The sequence below is a fragment of the Erythrobacter sp. KY5 genome (assembly GCF_003264115.1).
GTDB lineage: Bacteria > Pseudomonadota > Alphaproteobacteria > Sphingomonadales > Sphingomonadaceae > Erythrobacter.
This window is the reverse complement of record NZ_CP021912.1, coordinates 1,666,695-1,686,164: the sequence shown is the minus strand read 5'-3', so window position 1 is coordinate 1,686,164 and position 19,470 is coordinate 1,666,695. Positions and strand designations below refer to the sequence as shown.

Here is a 19,470-nt window from a genome sequence, read left to right as displayed (position 1 = left end):
GCGTACTATTAGAGCCAATGGCTCACCGGGCAAGAGCGCAAAGACTGCAACACCGGGTTGCACCCCGTTAATCAGGCGCGCCCGATCAGTTCCTGCGCCATGCGGTCGGCAACCACGTCGGGCGATGTGTTGTCGGCATCGCTCTTGTGCCAGACTTCACCGAGACGCGCAGGGATTTTCTCAATCAGCGCGTTCACTTCGTCGCGGCTTGCATGGCGTCCATCACGGCGCGCAGCATATTCGGTGCCGACAGAGATAATGCCGCCTGCGTTGATGACGTAATCGGGAGCATAAAGGATGCCGCGCTCGAACACGGCCTGACCGTGGCGTGCGCGGGCAAGCTGGTTGTTCGCGCCGCCTGCAACGATCTTGGTATCGAGCTTGTCGATGCTTTCATCGTCAAGGATCGCGCCCAGAGCATTGGGGCTGAACACGTCGCATGGCGTCGTCATGATCGCATCGGGAGCGACCACCGCCGCGCCCAGTTCGTCAGCCAGCGCCTTGACGCCGTCCGCGTCAATGTCTGCCAGCGTCAATCGCGCGCCGTCCTTCGCCAGCAGGCGCGCCACGCCGCCGCCGACGCTGCCCGTGCCCTGCACCGCGACATGCACGCCGTCCATGCTGTCGGTGCCGAGCTTGTGCCGGGCAGCCGCCTTGATGCCGAGATAGATGCCGTAAGCGGTGAACGGACCGGGATCGCCGCCAGCGCTGCCCTCGCCCGTTACGGGAAGGCCGCTCACATGCTGCGTGCGCTTGGACACGGCCACCATGTCAGCCTCGGAAATGCCCACGTCTTCTGCCGTGACATAGCGTCCGCCCAGCCCTTCGACCGCGTCACCGAATGCGGCGAGCAGCTCGGGCGTCTTCGTGCGCGCCTCGTCAGCGAGGATCACAGCCTTGCCGCCGCCCAGCGCAAGGCCGGCCATCGCGTTCTTGTAGCTCATCCCGCGCGACAGGCGCAGCGCATCGCGAAGGCCGTCCTTGGGATCGGGATAGTGCCAGAAGCGCGTACCGCCAGCGCCGGGGCCAAGATGCGAGGAATGGACCGCGATAATCGCCATCAGTCCCGATGCGCGATCGCGCACGACATGCACCATCTCGTGGTCGTCAAAGTCGGGTTCGGTCCAGAAAGCGGTCATGAGCAAAGCCCCCAATAAAGGCGCAGCGGAAGGCTCATAGCCTGAAAGCCTGGGAGAAAATGGGGCGATCGAGGGGTCTCGAACCCCCGACCTCCGGTACCACAAACCGGCGCTCTAACCAACTGAGCTACGATCGCCACATGCCCTTCCCCAGCGTCGATCCAATTCAAGACCGTTTGCCAAGTGCTGCGCAAGAGCGCCGCACTTAATGACGGCGCTTGGCGCGTCAAGGCCGCTGTGGATGGGCGCGAGCCTGTTGCACAATCCACCGGCCAAGGGAAGCGAAAACTGTGTTTGAAAGCGATGTGCGCAAGATTATTTCGCACCCGCTTAGAAGCTTGCCAGTGGCAGCGCGGCTTTTAAGGTCAAACGCCATGGATACGGTGACCGATTCTGTGGCCGCAAGGCTTGCCCGATACGACGGGATGCAGCGGGTTCCGCATCCAAAGATCGAGCAGTTTCAGCTGAAAGACTTCATCGGCCCCGACCTGTGCGCAGAGCTTATGCGCCTGATTGATAAGGACCGGCGCCCCAGCACGATCGCGGACGCCAATGGCGACGATTATTTCCGCACCAGCGAAACCTGCGACCTCGACGCGGGCGAGCCTGCGGTCAAAGAGCTGGAAGCGAGGTTTTTGACGCTTGGCGGCATCGACCCGAAGCTGGGTGAGCCCGTTCAGGGTCAGCGCTATGACGTGGGGCAGGAATTCAAGGCGCACACCGATTACTTCACACCCGGCGGGGCGGATTACGAGAAGTTCTGCTCACACAGCGGCCAGCGCACCTGGACCTTCATGATCTATCTGAACGCGGTAGAAGCAGGCGGCGCGACCCGGTTCAAGGTAATCAAGAAAACCTTTCAGCCCGAGCCCGGAAAGCTCGTGTGCTGGAACAATGCGCGGCCCGATGGCAGCGTGAACCCCGCCACGCTCCACCACGGGATGAAGGTGCGAAAGGGCGTCAAATACGTGATTACGAAGTGGTATCGCGAGAGGGAATGGCCTTGGTGAGCCGAGGGATCAGCCGTGTGTGACAGTCAGGTTCAAGCCGACAGCCCCGATCAGGATCATTGCCATAAAGAAGAATTGTAGCGCGCCAAGCCGCTCATCAAAGGCAAAAATGCCGATAAGGCTGGCCGCAACGATCCCGATGCCTGACCAAATGGCGTAGACAATACCGACAGGAAGGACCTTCATCGCAGGGGCGAGTGCCCAGAAGCAGGCGGAATAGCATGCGATCGAGAGCACTCCCCATTGCCATTTCTCGAACCCGTTCGAGAGCTTGAGCAGGAATGTGCCCGCAATTTCGAGCGCAATGGCGAAGGCAAGGTATATCCAGGCGTTCATAGCGCAAGAATACAAGCGTATTGTTGGCCGACAAAGGAAAAAGGCGGCCCCGTCGGACCGCCCTTCCCCTGCGTCCCGAAGGACGCGAAGCTTTTTAAAGCTGCTTGCCTCTTGAGGCTGCTTACTTCTTCAAGGAGAGCCCGCCAAAGCGCTTGTTGAATGCTGCCACACGGCCGCCTTCCTGAAGCTGCTGCTTGCCGCCGGTCCAGGCCGGGTGGCTGGTCGGGTCGATGTCGAGCGACAGGGTGTCGCCTTCGCTGCCCCAAGTGGAGCGCGTCTGAAATTCGGTGCCATCGGTCATCTTGACCGTGATCATGTGATATTCGGGATGCCCTTCGGCTTTCATCGTAACTGTCCTTGCTAGCGGGTGCCCGGTACCGACCGGGTGAGCTGTATTGCGGGAAAGCGCGCCACTTAATGTGGTTCGCCTGCGAAAGCAAGCCTTGTGAAGCCGCGTTTTCCTACTTGGAATGGGGAAGCTATCCTTGCTCGCGCCGCGCCTTTTGCCGGTAAACGCAGACGCTTGAGCGAGCCTGATCTTGGAAAGTCACACATCCTACAGCGGAATTCTCGAAAATCCCCAATATAACAGAGCCATACCCGCAGGAACCGTTTTTCGAAACCACCCCCTTGCATGGTCCAAAAGACCAACAAGACACCAAGAAAGAGAGCCCATCGGCGCCGAAGACGCCACAAGGGCAACCGCCCGCCCGCAGGTGCCCCGAAGTAAAGCGAAGGGAATAGCGCTGAGGATGCTCGCCCGGATGGGCGAGCTCAATGCCACCAACAGGAAAGCTTCAGCCTTCCGGCGGGTCCGCAATCATTGCGGTAAACTCGGTCTCGCAGGTGACCTTGCCCTCGACGCTCGCACGGCCCTTGAACTTGTAGATCGTGCGGCGTTGCTGGAGGAACTCGACTTCGAGATCGAGCAGGCAGCCGGGCGTCACGGGCTTGCGGAACTTGGCGCTCTCGATACCCATGAAGATGACGAGCTTGCCGGTCCCGGCGAGCTCAAGCGTTTCGATGCCAAGGATCGCCGCGGCCTGCGCCAGCGCCTCGATCTGGAGGACGCCGGGCATGATCGGCGCGCCGGGGAAGTGACCTTGGAAGAACTCCTCGTTCATGGTCACCGCCTTCACCGCGTGAATGCGCTCATTGAGATGGAGCGACTTCACCCGGTCGACCAGCAGAAGCGGGTAGCGATGAGGCAGGGCCTTGAGGACCTTGTGGATGTCGTAGTCGGTGATCGGCTGCGACTCTTTGCTGGCTTCGCTCATGCCCTGCCCCTTCAAACTTCGCGCAATCTGGCCTTAACGGCCCGCAGGTGTCTGCGGCTGCGGCTGACCCTGCTGCTGTTGCTGCTGCTGGATGATCTGGGCGGTCAGGAGCGTCTGCTGAATGTCCTGGAAGATCTGCGCGGTCTGGCGCTGCGGACGCCAATCGGCGGGCGGAACGATCTGGACCGAAGGCACCTTGGCGTTGAGCGAGGTGGTGATCAGCTGCGTGATGTCGGCACCTTGTGCAGCGAACTGGATCACGTCGGGCTGAAGAACCATGACGACCTGCTGCTGCGTGGTCACTTCGGTAAGCGCTGCCGGGTACTGAGCGAGGATCTGCTCGACCGCGTAGATGCGGGCGGCGTTCACTTGGCTGGTGAGCGAGGCGACTTCCTGCTCGAGCGTCTGGATCTGAGAGAAGTTCGACGCGCTCTGCACGGCAGGCAGTTCAGCTTCGTCGAGCTGGCCGTTGCCGTTGGTGTCGAACGGCTGAAGCAGCGTGGTGAGTTCCTGCTGCTTGGTCTGGCGCTGTTCGATCTGCGCCTGATAGGTGGTGCCGATCTGGCTGTATGCGGTCTGGAGCGCCGTCGTGCCGATGATGGCGCGGCTGATGTCGGCGGTGGCGACGCGGCCATCGACCTGTGCCTGTGCCGGAGCAGTTACAGCGAGCGCGCCAAGCGCGAGCGCGCCGGTGGCGAGGAGTTTGGTGGTAAGCTTCATCAGAATTGTGTTCCTACGTTGAACGTGAAGGTTTTGTCGTCATCACCCTCGACCTTGCGGATCGTCTGGGCGAAATCGATGCGGAACGGGCCGAAGGGCGAGTTCCAGTTGACCCCGATACCTGCCGTGATGCGAGGGCTGGGCGAATCGCCCAGGAAGACTTCGCGGATCGCACTGTTGGTGCGGATCAGGCGGGTGTTGGGGGTTACGCCGTCACTGGCGATCGGATCGGTCGTAAGTTCGCCCGTATCCGTGCTGATAAACAGCGGGTTTCCATTGGTGTCGGTTTGCGGAAGACCCGTCGGATTGTCCTGAAGGATCGGTTGTTCGACGCCCCAGAGCGCGCCGACATCGAGGAAGATCGACGGGCGAAGGCCAAGCTCGCGCGCGCCGGTGCCGAGCGGGATCTCAAGCTCTGCACGGCCAAGATAGTAGTTGCGCCCGCCAAGCGAGTCGTCACGAATGCGGTTACGCTCGGTGATGAGGATCGGGTTGCCATCCTCGTCGAGCTGGTTGTTGTTGAACGCATCAAGGACATAGGGCTGCGTCAGAATACGCGGGCCGACGCCGCGAATGTCGAAGCCGCGGAACTGCGGCTCACCCAGGAAGAAACGGTCGGTGAGCAGAATGTCATCAACTCCGCCACCACCGCGCTCTTCGAGCGGGATAATCGTGCCGCCTTCAAGCGAGAGCGAGAAGATGAAGCCCGAATTGAAGACGTTCCAAAACTGCTGCCCGCGGCCGCGCAAACGCAGATACTGCACGTCGCCGCCCAGCCCGGCAAACTCGGTGCTGAGCGTCACGCGGCGGCCACGCGTCGGGCGAAGCAGCGAGTTCAGCGAGTTGTACTGGAGGCTGAGACCAGCAATGGACGACAGTCGATTGCCCAGCGCATCGCACAGGAAGCGACCGGCGCGCAACGGATCGCATTCGATATCGCCATCGCCGTCAATGTCGGAGAAGAACAGGTCCTCGTCGAGGCTCACTTCATCGTAGTTGAGCGTGTAGCTGGCGACCAGCGACATGAACTCGGTCAGAGGAACACCCACGCGCACGGAGCCGCCCGTGGTCGCCTGTTCGAATGTCGTCTGACGGTCGTTGCGGTTGAAGTTGAAGCTGTTGAAGTCGCGGCGATAGATGTCAGCGCCAGCAGAGATGTTGCGATCGAACAGATAAGGCTCGGTAAAGCTGATCTGTGCAGAGCGCGAGAACTGCGAATAGTTGAGGCTGAGCCCGATTGTCTGACCGCGCCCGCGGAAGTTGCGCTGGCGGATGCTGCCCGCAAGAATGAAACGCTCGATCGAGGAGAAGCCGGCAGAGAACTGAAGCTCGCCCGTGGGCTGCTCCTCTACATTGGCTTCGAGCACGATGCGGTCAGGCGCGGAGCCTTCGACCTGGTTTACCTCGAAGTTCTCCTGGAAGTAGCCAAGCGAGTTGATACGCGCAGTCGTACGGGCAACACCCAGAGAGTTGAACGCATCGCCTTCCGACAGGCGGAATTCGCGGCGAATCACCTTGTCCTGTGTGAGCGTGTTGCCGTTCACATCGACCCGCTCGATATAGACGCGCGGCGCCTGACGCAGGATGAATGTGATATCCATCGTCAGGTCTTCGGGATTGCGATTGAAGCGCGGCTGCACGTCGGCGAATGCGTAACCGAAGCGTCCGGCAAGCTCGGTCAGCTGCTCGACCGTGTCTTCGACCGACGCGGCGTTGTAGAAGTCGCCGGTTTTCATGGCGAGGCCGGCCTGGAGGGCGTCGCTGTCAAAGTCGCGCAGCTGGCTTTCCACCTCGACATCGCCGAAGGAGTAACGCTCACCCTCTTCGACAACATAGGTGATGATGAAGTCGCGCTGATCCGGCGTAAGCTCTGCCACGGCAGATACGACGCGGAAGTCGGCATAGCCTTCGGTCAGATAGAACTGACGCAGCTTCTGCTGGTCAAAGGCAAGACGGTCCGGGTCGTAGGACGTGTTCGAGCTGAAGAAGCGGAAGAAGCGGGACTGCTTCGTCACCATCTCGCTGCGCAGTTCGCCATCGGAGAACTGTTCGTTCCCGATGATGTTGATCTGGCGAACCTTGGACTTTGGCCCCTCGGTGATCTCGAAGACGACGTCGACGCGGTTCTGCGGCAGCTGAACCATCTGCGGCTCGACCGTCGCGGCGAAACGGCCCTGCCGCTTGTACAGCTCGACGATACGCGCAACGTCGGCGCGGACTTTGGAACGGGTAAAGATCTGGCGCGGGGCGAGCCTGATTTCGGGCAGGATCTTCTCAGCGTCGAGGCGATCATTGCCTTCGAGAACGATGCGGTTGATCACCGGGTTTTCGACCACGGTGATGATCACGTTGCCGTTCTCATTGCGGATCGAGGCGTTCGCGAACAGTTCGGTCGCGTAAAGGTCGGACAGGGCCTGGTCAGCTGCGGCGGCCGAGTAATCCTGGCCCGCGCGAAGGCGGATATAGGAAAGGATCGTGCTCGGCTCGAGACGCTCGGCACCGGTCACGCTGATGGTGCGGATCGTGTTCGACGCGGGTGCAGGAGCAGGTGTCGGCTCCGGCGCAGGCTGAGCGGTTTCGGGAGCGGCTTGTGCCTGTGCTTGCGCCTCTGCTTCATCCTGCGCGAGCGCGGCGTACGGGACCCCGGCCAGCATGGTTGCGCCGGTCAGCGCAATCGCCAAACGCCCGGTGGCACTCATGGCTTTAACAGAAGTGGATTTCACAGACTGGGCGCCTGCATTCTCGCATCGATTCATGGAAAGTATGTTCCCGTCCAACCCGTATTCGTAAACGCGCCCAGCCCTCTTTAGGGCCCCCTTAAAGCGCGCGGCATGGCCTGTCAGCCCTGCCTGTCCCAAAACGTCACCCGCCTGTGCCCGATGCGTCACCTGCAATCAAGCAGGCTATACGCACAATGCCGGATGGAGTGCCCGCTTTCCCCGGCAAACTGCCGCAGTCCAGCGACTGCGACTGCCCGGTTAACTGCGCTGGTCTAACTTCCGAAGATCGGCAGCGAGACCACGTCGTTCACGGTAACCACCACCATGAACGCCAGCACTATCGCGATGCCGGTGCGATACGCCCACTCCGTCGCCTGAGGCCCGACCGGTTTGCGCCGGATTGCCTCAGCCGCGTAGAACGCGAGATGCCCGCCATCGAGTGCGGGGATTGGCAAGAAGTTGATGAATGCCAAATTAAGCGAGATGAGTGCGGCGAAGAACACAAACTCCGTCAGCCCCAGGCTGAGACGTTCGCCGGAGAACTTGGCAATCTTGATCGGTCCGCCAAGCTCCTTGATCGAGCGGTCGCCGAACAGTATCTGCTTGATGCCGGTCACCATCATCTTGGTCATGTCCCAGCATTGCCATGCGGCAAGCGGGATTGCCCTGAGGATGGAGACAGGCTGGAAATCGTATTCGAGCGCTGCCGGTGCAACCCCGATCCGGCCAACCGTGTGGCTGTTGCCAAAGCCATCCTCTTCGGTGACGCGTGCAGCGGTTACGTCGAAAGCCATCTCATTGCCGCTGCGCTCCGCCACGATGGTCATTTCGCGGCCCGGATAGAGCGCTATCTCGCGAACGATATCGTCGAACGTCTCGACCTTCTGACCGTCGATTGCGGTGATCCGGTCGCCCACTTCCATGCCCGAAGCCTGCGCGACCGAGGTTTCGGAGAAGCCGCCGATCTCGGTCGAGCTTTCCGGGTTCGCGACCACACGCTGCCCGTAAATCGAGAACAATGCGGCGAGGATCACGATGGCGACGACAAGGTTCGTGACCGGGCCTGCCGCGACGATCAATGCGCGCTTCCACAAGGATGCGCTCTGAAAGCTGCCCGCTTCGGCAGGAGCGTTCGGGTCCGGCACGCTGGCCGGGTTCATGTCGCCCTTGAACTGGACATATCCGCCCAGCGGCAGCGCCGAGAGTTTCCAGCGGGTGCCGTGCTTGTCGGTGCGCCCTGCGATTTCCTTGCCGAAACCGACCGAGAACGCCTCTGCCTTAACCCCGAACCAGCGCCCGACCAGATAGTGACCAAGCTCGTGAACCGTCACCAACGGCCCCAGCAACAGCAGGAAGCCGACGAAGTACATCCAGAAAGGGGGCTGTTCAAACAAGTGCGGTGTTCTCCAGAGCATCGCGGGCGCGGATGCGCGCCTCTGCGTCAAGTGCCAGCACGTCTTCCAGGCTGGCCGGCGCGGCAGCGCTATAGCTTGCCAACGTCGTTTCTGCCACTGCCGTAATCCGGCTGAACCCAATCTGACCGGCAAGGAACGCTTCCACCGCGATCTCGTTTGCGGCGTTGAGGACCGCAGGGGCACCTCCGCCTGCTTCGATAGCCTCGCGCGCTATGCGGGTTGCGGGGAAGCGCGCTTCATCCGGCGCGTGGAAGGTCAATTCGCCGATGCTTGAAAGGTCAAGAGGTTCAAGCGGCGTCTCCATCCGCTCAGGCCAGGCGAGACACGATGCGATCGGCACGCGCATGTCGGATGGGCCAAGCTGCGCGAGCGTCGAGCGGTCACGATATTCGACCATCGAGTGGATCACACTCTGCGGATGGACCACGATGCGCAGGCGATCGAGGCCGACGGGGAACAGGTGAAAGGCCTCGATATATTCGAGCCCCTTGTTCATCATCGTCGCAGAATCGACGCTTATCTTCGCGCCCATCGACCAGTTGGGATGCGCTACCGCCTGTTCAGGCGTCGCCGCGTCGATGGCCTCGCGCGACCACGTGCGCAATGGGCCGCCGCTGGCTGTGAGAGTGATGCGGGCAACGTCTTCAATCTTGCCACCCGCGAGGCATTGGAAGATGGCGTTATGCTCGCTGTCCGTCGGGAGCAGCGTTGCGCCGTTCTGCGCGACCGCTGACATCATGACGTCACCGGCAGAGACCAGCGCCTCCTTGTTCGCAAGCGCTACTGTCCCGCCGCGCCTGACCGCTGCCATGGTGGGCGCAAGTCCCGCGCAGCCGACGATGGCCGCAACCGTCATGTCCACGGGACGCGCTGCCGCCTCGCATAGCGCTTCAGAGCCGCCAGCGGCTTCGATCCCTGACCCGGCAAGCGCATCCTTGAGCTCATCAAGGCAGCTTTCATCCCCGACAACCGCGACCTTCGCCCCGAATTCGCGTGCGAGCGCCGCTAGCTCCTTCGCCGAGCAATTCGCGCTCAACGCCTCGACATTCCAATCGTCCGGGTTGCGCCGCACGAGGTCGAGCGTCGAAGCGCCAATGGAGCCGGTTGCTCCGAGAAGGGTGATCGAGCGGGTCATCTCACTGCAATCCGATATAGGAAGGTACGACGGCGACCAGGAAGAGGACGAAGTACACCGCAATAAAGCCGTCGAGCCGGTCGAAAATGCCGCCGTGGCCCGGAATGAGATTGGAGGAATCCTTGGCACCGGCGCGCCGTTTCATCCAGCTCTCGAAGAAGTCGCCTGCCTGCGCGATCACCGCGATAAGCAGAGCCGAAAGCGCGGCAATTCCAATCGCGCCAAGCGTATATCCCGGTGCCGTCGTGGCAACGACGTCGCTCATTTCGATGCCGATCGTGAATATGCCCGCCGCGACCGCTCCGCCAAACAGTCCGGCCCATGTCTTGGACGGGCTGATGCTTGGCGCGATCTTTGGTCCTCCGATCAGTCGGCCCGCGAAATAGGCTCCCACATCGACCGCGATGATCGGCGCGAGGAAAGCGAGCGCCACCGTCCACATGTCGTAGTTGATCCGAACCTGCACCATCGCAAGCGCCGCCGCCCCCACATACAGCGCCCCGATGAACTGCCACGCGACCTCCGCCACGGGCGAGATGCCGAAGCCCTTGACGAGCAGGTTCCACTCCCACAGGACCAGCCCGGCCAGCAGCACGATGAAGCCGACCCAGAACCATCCCCCCAGCCACAGGGCGATGAAGGCAACGCCCACCATGGCCACTGCGGAAACGAACCGCACGAGCAGGTCGCTCATCGCCGAGCCGCCTTTGCTGCCCTTGGTGTCAGCGTCCGCCATAACGGCGCTCCCTGCGGGCAAAGTCGTCGAGCGCCTGCGCCAGGTGTTCCGGCTTGAAATCGGGCCACAGCGTGTCGACGAACAGCATTTCTGCATAGGCCGCCTGCCACAGCAGGAAGTTCGAGAGGCGTATCTCTCCGCTTGTGCGGATCAGCAGGTCGAGCGGGGGCAGGTCCGACGTGTCGAGCCGCGCCTCAATCGCGTCGGCAGTGATCTCGCCAGCCTCGGCCGCCATGGCAGCAGCGCGGGCTATCTCATCCTGAGCGCCGTAATTGAGCGCAACGGCAAGAAGCTTCGATCCGCCCGAAGTCCGATCCAGAGCATCCTCCAGCATCGCCACGATGTCGGGCGCGAGCGCTTTCCAATTGCCGATGATCTTGAGCTTCACGCCGTTCGCGACGAATTCCTCAAGGTCGGATTTGATGAACTTGCGCATCAGGTTCATGAGGTCATCGACCTCGTCTTCGGAACGCTTCCAGTTTTCGGAACTGAAGGCGTAAAGCGTCAGGCAGTCGAGCGCCATCGGGTCGAGCCCGCGCACAAGCCTGCGCACCGCCTCGACACCGCGTTGATGGCCGACGGCGCGCGGAAGCCCGCGTTTCTTGGCCCAGCGACCATTGCCATCCATGATGATGGCGACATGTTTGGCGCGACCTTCGCCCAAGCGTTTCCTCTCCTCGATCCCCTGGCCCCCTGTCGAAGCGCTTACTGGGTCAGGATTTCCTGTTCTTTCTTCGCCGCCGCTTCATCGGTTTCGGCGACGTATTTGTCGGTCAGCTTCTGGACTTCGTCTTCCATCCGCTTGCGATCGTCCTCCGAGATTTCCTTCTTCTTCTCGTCGGCCTTCAACGCTTCCATCGCATCGCGGCGCACGTTGCGGATCGCGATCTTGGCTTTCTCGGCATATTGCCCGGCAAGCTTTGCCAGATCCTTGCGGCGCTCTTCTGTAAGGTCGGGCATCGGCAGGCGGATGGTCTGCCCGTCGGTCATCGGGTTCAATCCGAGATTGGCCTTGGCGATGCCTTTCTCGACCGCGCTGACATTGCTCTTGTCCCACACCTGCACCGCGAGCATGCGCGGTTCGGGAGCGTTGACGGTCGCAACCTGGCCGATCGGCATCATCGAGCCGTAAACCTCGACCACCACCGGATCGAGCAACGAGGTGTTGGCGCGCCCGGTGCGCAGGCCTGAAAGGTCGCCCTTGAGCGATTCAACAGCGCCCTTCATCCGGCGCTCGGTGTCTGCCTTGTCATACTGAGGCATGTTCTAGTCCTTCTGTACTATCGTTTGCGTGCCTTCGCCCGACAGGACGCGGGCAACGTTGCCTTTTTCGCGGATCGAGAACACCACTATCGGAATGTCGTTCTCGCGGCAAAGCGCAACCGCGGTTGCATCCATAACCTTGAGATTGTCGGACAGGACGCGGTCATAGCTGATCGTGTCAAAGCGCTGGGCATCCGGGTTGTGCTTGGGATCGCTGTCATAGACGCCGTCGACGCTCGTGCCCTTGAGCAACGCGTCGCAGTTCATTTCGGCAGCGCGCAGGGCAGCGCCGGTGTCGGTGGTGAAGAAGGGATTGCCCGTGCCGGCTGCGAAGATAACGATGCGGCCCTTTTCCAGATGCCGTTCCGCCCGGCGACGGATGTAAGGTTCGCATACGCTGCTCATCGGGATAGCCGACTGCACCCGCGTCTGAACGCCCAATTGCTCAAGCGCGTTCTGCATCGCCAGCGCGTTCATCACGGTCGCCAGCATGCCCATGTAATCGCCGGTCGTGCGATCGAGACCCTTGGCCGCTGCGCTGATGCCGCGGAAGATGTTGCCCCCGCCAATCACCAGACAGACCTCAAGTCCCGCTTCCTTCGCTGTCTTCACCTCTTCGGCCAGCCGCGCCACGTAAGCCGGGTCGATCCCGTATTCCTGCTCTCCCATCAGCACCTCGCCCGAAAGCTTGAGGAGGACGCGCTTTATCGAAGGCATCTCGGAAGGCTGTATCATGTAGGACGGGTTCCCTCGTTGTCGTAACGCGACGTTGCGCAGCCCTTATCGGGGAGGCGTGGCAATGCCAAGGGGATTAGCGCTGCGCTTCCGCAGATGCGATACACGCAAAGGGGTGTTTCCAAAAAACGCGCCCTGCCTGTTTTGCGAGTGTTTTCAAGCGGTAATCCCGGTTATCGCGTGTAGGATGTGTGACTTTCCAGATCGGCCAGGGTTACACTTTGCCCCCGCCCTGCTCCGCTATGCCCGACAATGTCAAAGAACAGCGTTAGTGGTAGCGATTTGAACCTGTGTAGGAAAACGGCGCGGCACCATGGCGACCACCGAAGCGTGGCAGCGCTGTCAGGACGTCTTGTTTGGCTTGCCACCACTGGTGAAGACAAGCGTGAAGAACAGGCTCACCACGAACACAAAAGCCAGCGCGCCCGGCAGCGTCAGCGGCTCAACCAGCAGCCAGTCGAGAAACTGACCGAGCAAGCGAACCCCGCCCGCCCTGCGGCCCGAAATCGATTCCTCATACCCCATCGCAATCGCGAGAGCGACGAGGCCTGTTATGACAAATGGAACGGCGAAGCGGTTCATAAGCGAATGCATAAGCCGCGCCCCACAAACGAATGACTAATAAGGAAAAAGGCCGCCGTGACCCCGGCCAAGCTGGCTTGGACCCGACAAAGACCTGAATCTATTGCGCCTTACTCTCATCCAGAAAATGAGCGGTGCGCTCTGACAGGGACTTCTTGTCCAACGCGTGTTCAAGCTTTGCGATCGCAGCAATGGCGTCTCCTGCCTCTGCATTCAGATCTGCTGCTGCCAGATCCAGCGCAGCGAACAACGGTGCAAGCTTCTCCGAGAGGGCTTCACCCTCTTCGGTCAAGGTCAGGACAGAACGTCTGCCGTCATTCTCATCCGCGATCGAGGTGACGAGCTGTGCCGCCTCAAGCGACTTGCGCGTCACGCTGACACTGACATGTGAAAGGCCGAGCCGGTCCGAAATCTCGGTAACACTCAGCTTTTCCCCACCGCGCAAACAGTTGAAGATGGGAAACCAGCGCTGTTCGAATTGAACGCCCATCTTGTCGTAGATCGACTTCGCATCGCGATCGATCTTGTCGCTGAGGCGCCTCAAACGCCCTCCGAGAGCGAAGGCCCCGTAAACTGCGAGACCATCCTCGCGATCTTCATCCGCTCTCGCGGTCAATCTGCTTGACATATCCGTAACCAATTACGTAATTATGGGTAACCAGTTACACAATGGCCCTGCACCGAAGAATTGCAAGAGCGAGTGGTCGACATGCATTTTCCAAGAACGTCACGGCGCGAGGCGCTTTCACTTGGCGGCAAGCTTGCTTCGGCGCTCGCCCTCGCAAACTGCACCTCCCACGAAGGACAGGGCCAAAAGCTCGCACGTCATTCACAAGCGCTGGTTCGAACCATGGATCTGAGCGGAACCGTGTTGCTTGCACGCGGGGAGAATGTCGAATTTTCCGATAGCTTCGGATTAGCAGACAGGGACAGCGGCGAGCGCAACACCATCGACACGAAGTTCAACCTCGCCTCCATACCGAAAATGTTCACAGCCACTTGCATCCTGCAACTGGTCGAGGCTGGAGCGATCTCGCTTGATGATACTGTAGGCATGCACCTGCCGGACTACCCCGGTCGCGATGCGGCTGAACGGGCAACGATCGCCCATTTGCTGATGCACAGGTCTGGCATCGGCAATTACTGGCAGGGACTGGCAGAGCTGGACGGTCCGCATCCTGAAAGTCATCGCGACTATCTGCCGCTGTTCGCAAACATTCCTCTCGAGCATGAACCGGGCAGTGCATTCTCCTATTCGAACGGCGGCTATGTCGTACTCGGGCTGATCATCGAAGCGGTGACAGGCAAGAGCTATTACGAGCATGTGCAGCAAGCGATATTCGAGCGAGCGGGAATGGCAAACACCGGCAACTGGCGACTGGATGCCGATGTCTCCAACCGTGCAATCCCGTATATGCGTTCTGAAGAAACACCCGGAGAATGGGTCGATTGCAGCAGTCGTCTAGAACCGCGCGGGAGCGCAGGGGGCGGAGCTTACTCGACGGCTCGAGATCTGCATCACTTTGCCACCGCGCTCACCCGCAACCGTTTGCTTTCCCGGCAAATGACACAGGTATTGCTTCAAGGCCGCTCGCAGACGCCCGTCGGGAGCTATGGCTACGGGGTCATCGAACAAGACCTCAACGGTGTCCGTCTTCTGGGGCATTCTGGCGGCCATTATGGGGTCGCTTGCGAACTCATGATGTTTCCCGAGATCGACACGACCTTCATCGTCCTTACCAATGGAGATGTGGACGCATATTGGGATATTGAGGCCTTCGTGCATGAACTCGTTGCAGGCCCGACAGATGAGACGCGCAATTACCGTTTCACTCAGGATTTAATCGATTTTGCCGCACTCAATGGTGTCGAAGCGAGCATGGCTTGCGCCCGGACAGAGGCTGATGGTCGCAAAACGCGCGAGGGTATGATGGATCTCGCCGCGTTCAGGAATATTCATCGCAGACAGAACACTGTCGGGATCGACCTGCTGCGACTTAACAGCGCGCTGCATCCAAACTCCGACTATGCTATCTACAGGTTGGCCGAGGGCCTGCGTGTCACAGGTCAAACCGCATCGGCACTCACGATGTACCGCAGATATCTGGAGCGTGTCCCAGATGATGCAGAGGCCAAAGCCCGCATTGATGAGCTGGCCCAAGACTGACCCGTTTTCTGCCATCGTAACGATGCAAGCGCCCCGAACATGGCATCGGCTCGAATATCCGCAATCGGACCGCAACCGGACCGTCATCGGCTCCGGATTCGAAAAAGGCCGCCGCAACGCGATGTTGCGACGGCCTTTTCGAATTAGCCTGTAGCTTCGAAAAGAAGCTTAGCCGGCGACGGCTGCTGCGACCTCTGCTGCGAAGTCGCTTTCTTCCTTCTCGATGCCTTCGCCAAGCTGGAAGCGGACATAGTCGGTCAGCTTGACGCTGCCGCCATTGTCCTTGCCGAACTTGGCGACGGTGTCTTCGACGCTGGTCTTGTTGTCCATGACGAACATCTGCGACAAAAGCGCGTTTTCCTTCGCGTACTTCTTGATCGCGCCATCGACCATCTTTTCCTGCACGTTGTCAGGCTTGCCGCTTTCGGCTGCCTTTTCCGCGGCGATCTTGCGCTCACGCTCGATCACTTCGGGGTCGAGGCCTTCGGCGTTGAGTGCCTGCGGGAACATCGATGCGATGTGCATGGCAAGCTGCTTGCCGAACGGCTCAAGCACGTCTGCGCCAAGGTCGCTTTCGAGAGCGACGAGAACGCCGATCTTGCCGAGGCCTTCTGCGGCCGCATTGTGGACGTAGGAGACGACCGACCCTTGCGATACCGAAACGGTCTGCATGCGGCGGACCTGCTGGTTCTCGCCGATGGTGGCGACGTTGCTGGTCAGCTTTTCGGTGACGGTGCCGCCATCGGGGTAGTCGGCAGCCTTGAGAGCTTCGACATCGTCGCTGTCCATGCCGAGCGCGACCTGGGTGGTCTTGCGCACGAAGTCCTGGAACTGGTCGTTCTTCGCAACGAAGTCGGTTTCCGAGTTCACTTCGACAGCGACGCCCTTGGTGCCTTCAACAGCAACGCCGACGAGGCCTTCAGCCGCGGTGCGCGACGATTTCTTCTGGACAGCGGCCAGACCCTTGGCGCGCAGCGCGTCCTGCGCTGCTTCGAGGTCGCCGTTGGTCTCTTCGAGAGCCTTCTTGGCGTCCATCATGCCAGCGCCGGTCATTTCGCGCAATTTCTTCACATCAGCGGCGGAAAATGCAGCCATGGTGATTTCCTCTTGTAAGTTAGGGGGCGCCGGAGAGCACCCGTTCAAAGGTGTGCCCGGCGCGCTAGTCTTGAATTGTGACGCGCAGGTTGCGCGCCACCGGGATCGGATCAGGCTTCTGCCGGAGCTTCTTCGGCACCAGTCACTTCAGGCGCTTCAGCTGGCGGGGTTTCGGATGCGCCGAAATCTTCGCCCGACTGCTCGACAGCCTGGCCGCGACCGGCATTCGCCGCATCGCTGATGGCCTGACAGTAAAGACGAACGGCACGGCTCGCATCATCGTTGCCCGGAACCGGGAATGCGATGTTCGAGGGATCAACGTTGGTGTCGAGAACCGCGATCACCGGAATGCCGAGCACGGCGGCTTCCTTGATGGCGAGGTCTTCCTTGTTGGCGTCGATCACGAACATTACGTCCGGAATGCCGCCCATGTCGCGGATACCGCCCAGCGAAAGCTCAAGCTTGTCCTTCTCACGCGTGAGCTGCAGGACTTCCTTCTTGGTGAAGCCGCTGGTGTCGCCCGAAAGCTGCTCTTCAAGGGTCTTGAGACGCTTGATCGAACCGCTGATGGTCTTCCAGTTGGTGAGCATGCCGCCCAGCCAGCGGTGGTTGACGAAGTGCTGGCCCGACTGACGAGCGGCTTCTGCGATCGGCTCCTGCGCCTGACGCTTGGTCCCGACGAACAGGACCTTGCCGCCTGCGCGAACGGTCTGCTCAACGAAATCGAGAGCGCGCGCGAAAAGCGGAACGGTCTGCGACAGGTCGATGATGTGAACACCGTTGCGGTTGCCGAAAATGTACGGCTTCATCCGCGGGTTCCAGCGGTGGGTCTGGTGGCCGAAATGTGCGCCGGCCTCGATCAATTGCTGCATGGTGACGGTAGTGGCCGCCATAGGTATTTCCTTTCCGGTTGTTCCTCTGGAAGGCCGTGGAAACTTGAACTGGCGGAGATCCCGCTCGGCAAGCACCGGTATGTGTGGCCTTCCATGTGAATTTCGCCTGGCCGGTTGGGGCGGTGATTCGCCTTCGCAGACAAGCGAGGCCGCGCACATACGGGCATCGACCCACAAAATCTAGTGCCAAGTGAAACGATTAGAACACAAATGGAACAAACTTCTTGACCCTGTGGAACACTTGGTGAACAAGGGGTGAGGAACAAACGCTGAACTTTACGGATTGGCGGGGGTTTCGAAGGGAAGGAAAGGACCGCTCACATGATGCTCGCAATGATCCTCACAGCGCTGTTCACGGTGACGGCGATTGCCACCGGGCTGAGCCTCATCGACAGCTGGATTCGCGGTCGCAGCGCTTATGGTGTGCTGCGGCGCGAACAGGCCCTGCTCGATGCGGGCTTCGTTCCGGCGGTTGAGGCGCGCGATTTGCGCTTGCGTCGTCCCGCTTCGTCGCAGCCGCGCCGAACGGTTGCGGCCGCCATGCGCTCGCACGATCGCAAGCGCGCTCTCGCTAAGCTTCAGCTTGCCGGTTAGCAGCGCGCATGGCGCGGCGGCGCTTCACCTTGCCATATCGCATCAAGGCGTATGGCATCAGCGCGAGGTAAGTCACGCTGATCGCGGTCAGCGTCCACCAGGGCTCAATCAAAAGCGCTGCGAAGGCGAGCGCGACGAGCGCGATCAGCCATAGGCGAATGCCGCGGCTGGGCCGGATGGCCGTCCAGCTGAGCGTTGCCATGTTCGAGATCAGCAGCACCGCGATCAGGCTGACCCAGATGGCGAGGATGAGCGGGTCGCGGAAAATCGGTTCGCCGGTCTCCAGCCACAAATAGCACGGCGTGAAGGCCAGCCCTGCCCCGACAGGCGCGGGAACGCCGGTGAGGAAACCGGCCGATTTGTGCGGCTGATCCTCGACGTCGATCCTCGCATTGAACCGCGCAAGCCTGAGCGCGCAGCAGATGGCGAAGGCGAGCGCTGCGAACCAACCGAAACGGCTCAGATCCTGAAGCGCCCACATGTACAGAATAAGCGCAGGAGCCATGCCGAAAGACAGGCAGTCCGCCAGACTGTCCAGCTCCGCACCGAACCGGGATTGTGCATTGAGCAGCCGCGCGATGCGCCCATCCATGCCATCGAGCACGCCTGCAAGCGCGATCATCAGGATGGCGTAGGCCCATTGCTCCTCGATCGCGAAACGCACGGCGGTAAGCCCCGCGCACAGCGCAGCAGCCGTAATCGCATTGGGAAGCATCGCGCGAAGCGTCAGCCCACCTCCGTGAGCATCGTCGTCTCCGGGCTCGCCTTCCTCGCCCTCATAGCCCTTGGGCCCGACGCGTGCGGGCGATCTGTCTACATTCTTGCGAGAAAAGCGGTTGGTCATGCCAGACCTACTCGTGGCGCATGGCTTAGGTTCCCTGCGCGCGCTATTGTGCGATGCCTTCGAGCAGCGCCTGGCTGCCAACTTCGGCAAGGATCGTCTCGCCGGCAACAATCCGCTGTCCCATCAAGACCTTGGGATCGGTTCCTGCCGGAAGATAGACATCGACGCGGCTTCCAAAGCGGATCAGACCAACCCGCTGGCCCTTGGCCACCAGGTCGCCCGGCTTCACAAACGGCACGATACGCCGCGCCACCAGACCTGCGATCTGGGTAAAACCGATCTTCAGCCCGTCGGTGCGCTCGATCAGGATGTGCTGGCGCTCATTCTCTTCGCTCGCCTTGTCGAGGTCGGCATTCACGAACTTGCCCGGCACATAGACCACGCGCCGGATCGTGCCTGCCACGGGCGCGCGATTGATGTGCACGTCGAACACGCTCATGAAGATGGAAATGCGCGTGACCGGTCCACTTGCGAGGCCCGGACTGCCGGAGCCGTCATCAATCTGAAGCTCGGAAGGCGGCTCGACCTGCTGGATCAGAGTCACCAGCCCATCGGCAGGCGCGACAATCGCATTATCGCTTTGCGGGATCACCCGTTCGGGATCGCGGAAGAACGCAAAGACGCCCGCCGACAGCAACAGCATCGGCCAGCCGATGATCTCCCAGTCGAGAATGAGCAAAGGAATCAGCGCAATCGCGATTGCGATTACGCCGTATTTGCGCCCTTCAGAGTGAATTGGGGGCCAACCCCAGCTTGCATCGCCGCGGCCCTGATTATCGAGTATTTCGCCTGCCATAGATGCTGCATCT

Annotated in this window: 21 protein-coding genes and 1 tRNA gene; 3 read left to right on the top strand and 19 right to left on the bottom strand. The window is 60.8% G+C overall.

The window, feature by feature from the left end:
* Window positions 1–71: 71 nt before the first annotated feature.
* Together CD351_RS07945 and CD351_RS07940 are read right to left on the bottom strand one after the other, a co-directional pair.
* Window positions 72–1,139 carry a Glu/Leu/Phe/Val dehydrogenase dimerization domain-containing protein gene (locus tag CD351_RS07945; RefSeq protein WP_111992104.1) on the bottom strand — a complete coding sequence of 356 codons (1,068 nt, stop codon included), beginning with the start codon at window positions 1,137–1,139 and terminating at the stop codon, window positions 72–74.
* 60 nt (window positions 1,140–1,199) lie between these two features.
* Window positions 1,200–1,276: transfer RNA gene (locus tag CD351_RS07940), tRNA-His, on the bottom strand.
* Window positions 1,277–1,513: 237 nt separating this feature from the next.
* Here CD351_RS07940 and CD351_RS07935 point away from each other — a divergent pair.
* A complete protein-coding gene (locus tag CD351_RS07935; protein WP_111992102.1) occupies window positions 1,514–2,149 on the top strand; it encodes a 2OG-Fe(II) oxygenase in 636 nt (211 codons plus the stop codon).
* Between the two features lie 9 nt (window positions 2,150–2,158).
* Here the strand turns inward: CD351_RS07935 and CD351_RS07930 are convergent, their stop codons facing one another.
* The 13 genes from CD351_RS07930 to CD351_RS07870 form a co-directional block, all read right to left on the bottom strand.
* Window positions 2,159–2,485, bottom strand: a complete 327-nt coding sequence (locus tag CD351_RS07930; RefSeq protein ID WP_111992100.1) for a multidrug efflux SMR transporter — start codon at window positions 2,483–2,485, stop codon at window positions 2,159–2,161.
* Window positions 2,486–2,606: 121 nt separating this feature from the next.
* Complete coding sequence (gene rpmE / locus CD351_RS07925) at window positions 2,607–2,831, bottom strand: 50S ribosomal protein L31 (protein WP_007163702.1); 225 nt, start codon at window positions 2,829–2,831, stop codon at window positions 2,607–2,609.
* 451 nt (window positions 2,832–3,282) lie between these two features.
* Window positions 3,283–3,762: a 3-hydroxyacyl-ACP dehydratase FabZ gene (gene fabZ / locus CD351_RS07920; protein WP_111992098.1), complete on the bottom strand. Its 480-nt coding sequence runs from the start codon at window positions 3,760–3,762 to the stop codon at window positions 3,283–3,285.
* A gap of 33 nt (window positions 3,763–3,795) precedes the next feature.
* On the bottom strand, window positions 3,796–4,482 hold the full coding sequence (locus tag CD351_RS07915) for an OmpH family outer membrane protein (protein WP_111992096.1): 687 nt from the start codon (window positions 4,480–4,482) through the stop codon (window positions 3,796–3,798).
* A complete protein-coding gene (bamA, locus tag CD351_RS07910; RefSeq protein WP_174214257.1) occupies window positions 4,482–7,181 on the bottom strand; it encodes an outer membrane protein assembly factor BamA in 2,700 nt (899 codons plus the stop codon). Before bamA ends, CD351_RS07915 begins: the two co-directional genes overlap by 1 nt.
* Window positions 7,182–7,474: 293 nt before the next feature.
* Window positions 7,475–8,596: an RIP metalloprotease RseP gene (gene rseP, locus CD351_RS07905; RefSeq protein ID WP_369880222.1), complete on the bottom strand. Its 1,122-nt coding sequence runs from the start codon at window positions 8,594–8,596 to the stop codon at window positions 7,475–7,477.
* A complete protein-coding gene (gene dxr, locus CD351_RS07900; RefSeq protein ID WP_111992086.1) occupies window positions 8,589–9,752 on the bottom strand; it encodes a 1-deoxy-D-xylulose-5-phosphate reductoisomerase in 1,164 nt (387 codons plus the stop codon). The genes rseP and dxr overlap by 8 nt, the downstream gene beginning before the upstream one ends.
* Before the next feature lies 1 nt (window position 9,753).
* Window positions 9,754–10,488: a phosphatidate cytidylyltransferase gene (locus tag CD351_RS07895; RefSeq protein WP_111992085.1), complete on the bottom strand. Its 735-nt coding sequence runs from the start codon at window positions 10,486–10,488 to the stop codon at window positions 9,754–9,756.
* Complete coding sequence (uppS, locus tag CD351_RS07890) at window positions 10,475–11,116, bottom strand: polyprenyl diphosphate synthase (protein ID WP_234027292.1); 642 nt, start codon at window positions 11,114–11,116, stop codon at window positions 10,475–10,477. The genes CD351_RS07895 and uppS overlap by 14 nt, the downstream gene beginning before the upstream one ends.
* A 77-nt stretch (window positions 11,117–11,193) precedes the next feature.
* Entirely contained in the window at window positions 11,194–11,751 is a 558-nt protein-coding gene (frr, locus tag CD351_RS07885) for a ribosome recycling factor (RefSeq protein WP_111992081.1), read from the bottom strand.
* 3 nt (window positions 11,752–11,754) lie between these two features.
* Window positions 11,755–12,486 carry a UMP kinase gene (gene pyrH, locus CD351_RS07880; RefSeq protein WP_174214256.1) on the bottom strand — a complete coding sequence of 244 codons (732 nt, stop codon included), beginning with the start codon at window positions 12,484–12,486 and terminating at the stop codon, window positions 11,755–11,757.
* Between the two features lie 342 nt (window positions 12,487–12,828).
* A complete protein-coding gene (locus CD351_RS07875) occupies window positions 12,829–13,080 on the bottom strand; it encodes a hypothetical protein (protein WP_111992078.1) in 252 nt (83 codons plus the stop codon).
* Between the two features lie 88 nt (window positions 13,081–13,168).
* Window positions 13,169–13,696, bottom strand: coding sequence for a MarR family winged helix-turn-helix transcriptional regulator (locus CD351_RS07870; RefSeq protein ID WP_111992077.1), 528 nt, complete (start codon window positions 13,694–13,696; stop codon window positions 13,169–13,171).
* A gap of 81 nt (window positions 13,697–13,777) precedes the next feature.
* Here CD351_RS07870 and CD351_RS07865 point away from each other — a divergent pair, with 81 nt between their 5' ends.
* Window positions 13,778–15,235: a serine hydrolase gene (locus tag CD351_RS07865; RefSeq protein WP_111992076.1), complete on the top strand. Its 1,458-nt coding sequence runs from the start codon at window positions 13,778–13,780 to the stop codon at window positions 15,233–15,235.
* A gap of 168 nt (window positions 15,236–15,403) precedes the next feature.
* Here the strand turns inward: CD351_RS07865 and tsf are convergent, their stop codons facing one another.
* Together tsf and rpsB are read right to left on the bottom strand one after the other, a co-directional pair.
* Window positions 15,404–16,330 carry a translation elongation factor Ts gene (gene tsf, locus CD351_RS07860; protein WP_111992075.1) on the bottom strand — a complete coding sequence of 309 codons (927 nt, stop codon included), beginning with the start codon at window positions 16,328–16,330 and terminating at the stop codon, window positions 15,404–15,406.
* Window positions 16,331–16,440: 110 nt separating this feature from the next.
* Complete coding sequence (gene rpsB / locus CD351_RS07855; RefSeq protein ID WP_111992074.1) at window positions 16,441–17,223, bottom strand: 30S ribosomal protein S2; 783 nt, start codon at window positions 17,221–17,223, stop codon at window positions 16,441–16,443.
* A 321-nt stretch (window positions 17,224–17,544) separates the two neighbouring features.
* On the opposite strand from rpsB, the gene CD351_RS07850 reads away from it, so the two are divergent.
* A complete protein-coding gene (locus tag CD351_RS07850; RefSeq protein ID WP_111992073.1) occupies window positions 17,545–17,817 on the top strand; it encodes a hypothetical protein in 273 nt (90 codons plus the stop codon).
* Here the strand turns inward: CD351_RS07850 and pssA are convergent.
* Together pssA and CD351_RS07840 are read right to left on the bottom strand one after the other, a co-directional pair.
* On the bottom strand, window positions 17,795–18,661 hold the full coding sequence (pssA, locus tag CD351_RS07845; protein WP_111992071.1) for a CDP-diacylglycerol--serine O-phosphatidyltransferase: 867 nt from the start codon (window positions 18,659–18,661) through the stop codon (window positions 17,795–17,797). The two genes, CD351_RS07850 and pssA, sit on opposite strands and share 23 nt — an antisense overlap.
* Window positions 18,662–18,704: 43 nt before the next feature.
* Window positions 18,705–19,457 carry a phosphatidylserine decarboxylase gene (locus CD351_RS07840; RefSeq protein WP_111992070.1) on the bottom strand — a complete coding sequence of 251 codons (753 nt, stop codon included), beginning with the start codon at window positions 19,455–19,457 and terminating at the stop codon, window positions 18,705–18,707.
* Window positions 19,458–19,470 lie beyond the last annotated feature (13 nt).